We start from the raw sequence: 5,146 nt of genomic DNA, 5'->3' as shown, positions 1-5,146 counted from the left end.
ATGCTACAGGCATCCCACTGCTCGCCTGCTTTAAGATAGACATGATTTGGCTATCACTGTGTTTTGATATTGTCATTTATAGAATCTCCTTCTTTACTTCTAAAAAATTCTACTCCTTTTGTCGATTGTTTTTGGGGAGGATTACCAATCACAATCCGTGATTTCTTTTTTTGAGGTGTTCAGGTTTTGGAGGAACAGGCGGTTTTTTAGATTTTGCCTGAGCCTTTTTAACCTCTGACGGCAATGCCGGGTTATTTAATCTATTTAACTCTTTTGAAATTTGTTTTAACTGTTCTTGTACTTCTATCTTTAAAGGAGTATGAGAATTTTTAACTTCACTTTTTGAAATTTGTTTTAACTGTTCTTGTACTTCTATCTTTAAAGGAGTATGAGAATTTTTAACTTCACTATTTATTGTTTTTCCTATTTTTTTAAGATTTTCTTTAGAAATAAAATATGATTTTATACCTATATAATTAACAATCTTTGACCACCAAGTTTGTCTTTTATGTAATCCTTGATATATTACATCTACTAAATCATTTTTTTTGAATGTTAATATATAATCAGAAGCTCCTTCTAAGGATTTAGATAAATGCCTTTTTATTTCTCCTCGTCTCTTATCTTCAATATTTACCTTTTTGTCTTTCTCTAAGGTTGTTATTGCTTTTTCAATTATTGAAGATATTTTAGTATCTTTTTCTTCATTTGCTTTATTTTCTAAATTTTTTTTGGTATTAAAATGTGTACTGGTTCCTATTTTAGCATCTACTAATTGTTTTACATACTTACCGTTAGGGTCTTGTATTTTTTGCTCTATCTCAGCTGATTTTAAACCTAATTTTGCATATATCTCTGATTCTCGGAAAAGTGGAGCATATAATAAAAAATTAATACTTTGAGCTATTCTACTATCTACCAAATCTTTATAATCTCTTTTGGGATAAAATTTTTCTTGTAAAATACGATAATTATCTAATATTTCCTGAGTTATATCTTTTACATCAAGAGGTTGTAATTCTCCCTTAGCATTAAATTTTGCTTTCATACCTGAGCGTTTTGCTTCCAATAATAATATTTCTTGAAAAACTTTATTATTAGGAGTACGACAAACGAAATTAGGATCATTATCCGGCATTAATTCATTTGCATTTTCCATTATTGCTTGATTAAGTTTATGTAATTGCTCTTTATTAAGCTTTTTATCTAAAAAACTTATAAAAGCTTCCCTTTGCTTTTGCTTACTTGCAGTACTGAAAGCCTGCTGCATCTTTTGCAAAACATCAAAATCAAAATTTTCGTTACCTATTTCTTTGATAACTAAATTTGCTAAATTTTTTGTTTCAGTATTCACTGTTTCTTTTTTATTTTTTGTAGCCATATTTAGTATTAATCTAACCTATAATTATTTAAATATTAGTTATAGATTAAATTAATTTCTAGATGTTTTTACTATATTTATAATCAAAACTTTAAGACAGTATCTAGAAAGTCATACTGGGCTTTCGCTATTTCCTAGAATTTCTATTGATTCTAATGGTATTATTTCATTATATGTGGGATAACCAAGGTTACTTAAAATATCTAAATCCCCTAGACTTTTAATATAAACACTTTCCATATCATTTAATTTTTTTTCTAAGTTTCCTAACACAGTCAATTTATTTACATCTGCATTCTTTACTACATCTTGCTTAAAAAAATTACTGATAAATAAATACATTATACTTTGTGCTAAACTATTTTTAATATAAAATTCTTTTAGGCATTCAATAAAACTTTCAAAAAAATTTAGTTTTTCAAAAGGAATTTGACAATCAGGCGATAATTTTTGATATAATTTTTTCTGCAATTCTTTTTCTTCAATTAGTTTTTCAAAAGGAATTTGACAATCAGGTAATAATTTTTGATATAATTTTTTCTGAAATTCTTTTTCTTCAAATTTTTTTTCATAAAAATTGATAGTTAAAGACTGATAAAGTTCAAGCAACCACTTAGGCAGACTAAATGTTAATGTTTGATTATCATCTATACTTACCTTCCACTTGTTATTTTTTGCTTCTAAATAAAATAAATCACGAAATATACCATTATTAGAACCACGAAGTAAAAAAACTGAATCATCAGAAGCTGTTAAATCTTTAGCATGTTCCATTATTTTTTGGTTAAGTTTATGTAATGCCCCATCACATACTAGCAATTTTAAATCTTCAAGAAAAAGTTCTTTATTTTCTTTTTTTAATTCTTTTAAATTATTTAAATCTTCTAATGTAATTTCCTTTTGCAAAATATTATTAATTATTCCAGCTATAAAGATTTTATCTTCATTATTGACCTTTTGAACTAACTTTAAATAATCTTCTCTTTCTAAGTTTTTGTGTCCTACCCCAGAATAGACCCCGGAATAGACATTGGGCTCTACATCTTTTTTTTGATCTAATGCAGGATATTCTTCTTGACTTTCTTTAGAACCACCAATACAAGAAGTTACAATTTTCTTAAGCCCCATAATAACTCTACCTTTATATATTAAAATAAGGGGGAATTATATTTAGTTAAAAAATATTAACAAGTACTTTATAGAGATATTAAAATAAATTAATTTTTACTGAGGGGATGATGCAATAATGCTTTTTTTAGATGATTAGTTTGAAGATGAGTATATATTTGGGTTGTAGATATATCAGCATGACCAAGTAGCTCTTGAATCACTCTTAAGTCTGCTCCGCCCTCAAGCAAATGACTTGCAAAGCTGTGGCGTAATATATGCGGAGAAATATATTCAGGATTAAGCCCTGCATAAAGAGCGGCAGATTTTAACAGGATTGCAAAATTTTGCCTAGTCATATAACCGGCAATAGCTGATGAGGGGAATAAATAAATTAGATTTTTTGGTTTTGCTTTATTCACAAAAACATCTCTAATCTCAAGATATTTAGTAACACTGCCAATTGCTTGCTCATTTATTACTATAATTCTTTCTTTATTACCTTTACCAAGTACAGAGAATATTTTTTTAACGCCTCCTCCTGACACTTTATTAGTCAAAATATCAGTAAGCTTAATACTAACCAGCTCCGAGACTCTAAGACCGCTAGCATATAATAAATGTATCATAGCATTAAGCCTGATCCCTTCCGGCGTAGCATCTTGGGAGCAATATTCAAGTAACGATTTAATTTGATCTATAGACAATATTTCAGGAAGTTTATTTTGATATTTTGGTAAATCTACGTTAAGAACCGGATTTAATTTGGTATGATTTTCGCTAATTAAAAATTCATAATAGCTTTTTATAGTTGAGATTTTTCGATTAATAGAACGAGCTTGTAAATCATTACTTGCTAAATACTCAATCCAATTTCTGATATTTTCCATAGTGGTATTTAATTCTGATAATTTTTGTTTAGCAAGATAGTTTTGGAAATCGAATAAGTCACGCTTATAGCTAAGTATGGAATTTTTTGATAATGCTCGTTCCGCTAAGAGCATTTCTAGGAATTGCGAGATAAATTCCATAAGATTTTTTAATTTCTATAATGGAGGCCAGGGTCGGAATCGAACCGACGAATAGAGGATTTGCAGTCCACGGCATTACCACTTTGCTACCCAGCCTTGGTTATTTTTGTGCTGTCTAACGTCATTGCGAGCGACTATAAGGAGCGTGGCAATCTTATCAAGTAATATAAAATTCCTGAGATTGCCGCATCAAGGCTTCGCCCTGATTACTACGTAATTCTTCTCGCAATGACGTTTTTAAAGCCTACTAAACCGCTGTAATACTACCAACATCTATCCAAAAAAGCAACTATTTTTATACTAAATTTCTGATTCTTGCAGGATATTTAAACGATTTATCCTTCATAAAATTCAAAAATTGGCTAACAGAATCTACTATATCGTCATTTTTAATATGAGGAAAATTTAGCAATTCCTTTAAAATTATGCTTGATTGTCTGGGTATTAGAACACTACCAGCTTGAAATAAAGGAACTACCGAGGCAAATCTTGTAATTTTATCGAGCCTTGGCTTAATCCCGATTACCCTAATATTATCACCCAGAAACCCTATATCTTGAATTAATTGCTGACCGCTTGCCTTATCCTCAATTAGTATAAATCTCGGTTTATACTCGTTTGCTAATTTTTCTGTCAAATTCTTAAGCTCAGGATAATTAATCTTTTTCCGCATTAATGATGTTAAATAGTATCTCTGATCTAAAATTCCCCATATAGCGCAAACACTATAATCGGAATCTTCAGAAATCTTAATTGCTGTATCCCAGCTTTGTACCAAATAATCAAACTTCTCAGGTAGACTTTCATAAAAGCTAATATCTTCCATATTAAGCACAGATGACCCCATAGCTATCGGTTCTTGCAAATATTGGGCATTATAATTATAACTACCTATTTCTTGTTCTAATTTTGCTAAGCAATCAGAAGGTTCTTTAAAGCTATCTAACACCTCACCACTAAGATATTGATATTCTTTGTCTCTATTATTAGTCATTAATTTAAAAGAATAATCTTGAATGCTAATCGCCGGAATTTTTAAATGATGCCATAAATTGCCATTATTAAGTAAATAACCGGACAAATCCTCCGTATGAAGACGCTGCATAACTAAAACTATCGCTCCCTTATTGCGATTATTTAGCCTACTAACAAAAGTTTGCTCAAACCAATCTATAACTTTCTTACGTATTTTATAAGAGTTAATTTGCGTAGGATTATGCGGATCATCAATAATTAATATATCACCGCCCTCACCTGTTGCCGATCCCCCAACCGATGTTGCAAAGCTAAAACCGTTAGCAGTTGTTAGAAACTTGCTTTTTTGGTTATGGGTTTTACTAAGGATAGTATTTGGAAAAAGTTCTTTATACCAATCGGAATTTAAAATAAACCGACAATCTAGTGAGCGTTTAATGCTAAGTATTTGAGAATAGCTGGCAGCCATAATTCTTTTGGTGGGACTCGCCCCAAGTAAATAAGCAGGCCAAGCAACACTTACACAAATAGATTTTAAACTCCTGGGCGGTATATTAATTATTAAACGATTAATATCACCGCTTTGCACAGCATTTAAATAATCGGTAATTATTTTTATATGTTTACTTGGATAATACTCTGCTCCCGGATT

At 30.1% G+C, this 5,146-nt stretch carries 4 protein-coding genes and 1 tRNA gene; all 5 read right to left on the bottom strand.

Annotated elements, in window-relative coordinates:
* Positions 1-148: 148 nt before the first annotated feature.
* Complete coding sequence (locus tag AC1Z7D_RS05800; protein WP_482602786.1) at positions 149-1,381, bottom strand: DUF5410 family protein; 1,233 nt, start codon at positions 1,379-1,381, stop codon at positions 149-151.
* A gap of 111 nt (positions 1,382-1,492) precedes the next feature.
* The gene (locus AC1Z7D_RS05795; RefSeq protein ID WP_482602784.1) at positions 1,493-2,509 is read right to left on the bottom strand and encodes a DUF5410 family protein; all 1,017 of its coding nucleotides are present in this window, start codon (positions 2,507-2,509) and stop codon (positions 1,493-1,495) included.
* Positions 2,510-2,598: 89 nt separating this feature from the next.
* Positions 2,599-3,519 carry a site-specific tyrosine recombinase XerD gene (xerD, locus tag AC1Z7D_RS05790; protein ID WP_482602782.1) on the bottom strand — a complete coding sequence of 307 codons (921 nt, stop codon included), beginning with the start codon at positions 3,517-3,519 and terminating at the stop codon, positions 2,599-2,601.
* A gap of 21 nt (positions 3,520-3,540) precedes the next feature.
* Positions 3,541-3,615 (bottom strand) — tRNA-Cys (locus AC1Z7D_RS05785).
* Between the two features lie 199 nt (positions 3,616-3,814).
* Positions 3,815-5,146, bottom strand: a 1,332-nt coding sequence (gene terL, locus AC1Z7D_RS05780; RefSeq protein ID WP_482602780.1) for a phage terminase large subunit, incomplete at its 5' end; no start/stop codon positions are given.

The organism is Rickettsia sp. (genome assembly GCF_965035265.1).
Note: the sequence above shows the minus strand (reverse complement) of the source record. Positions and strands in the feature narration are given on the sequence as shown.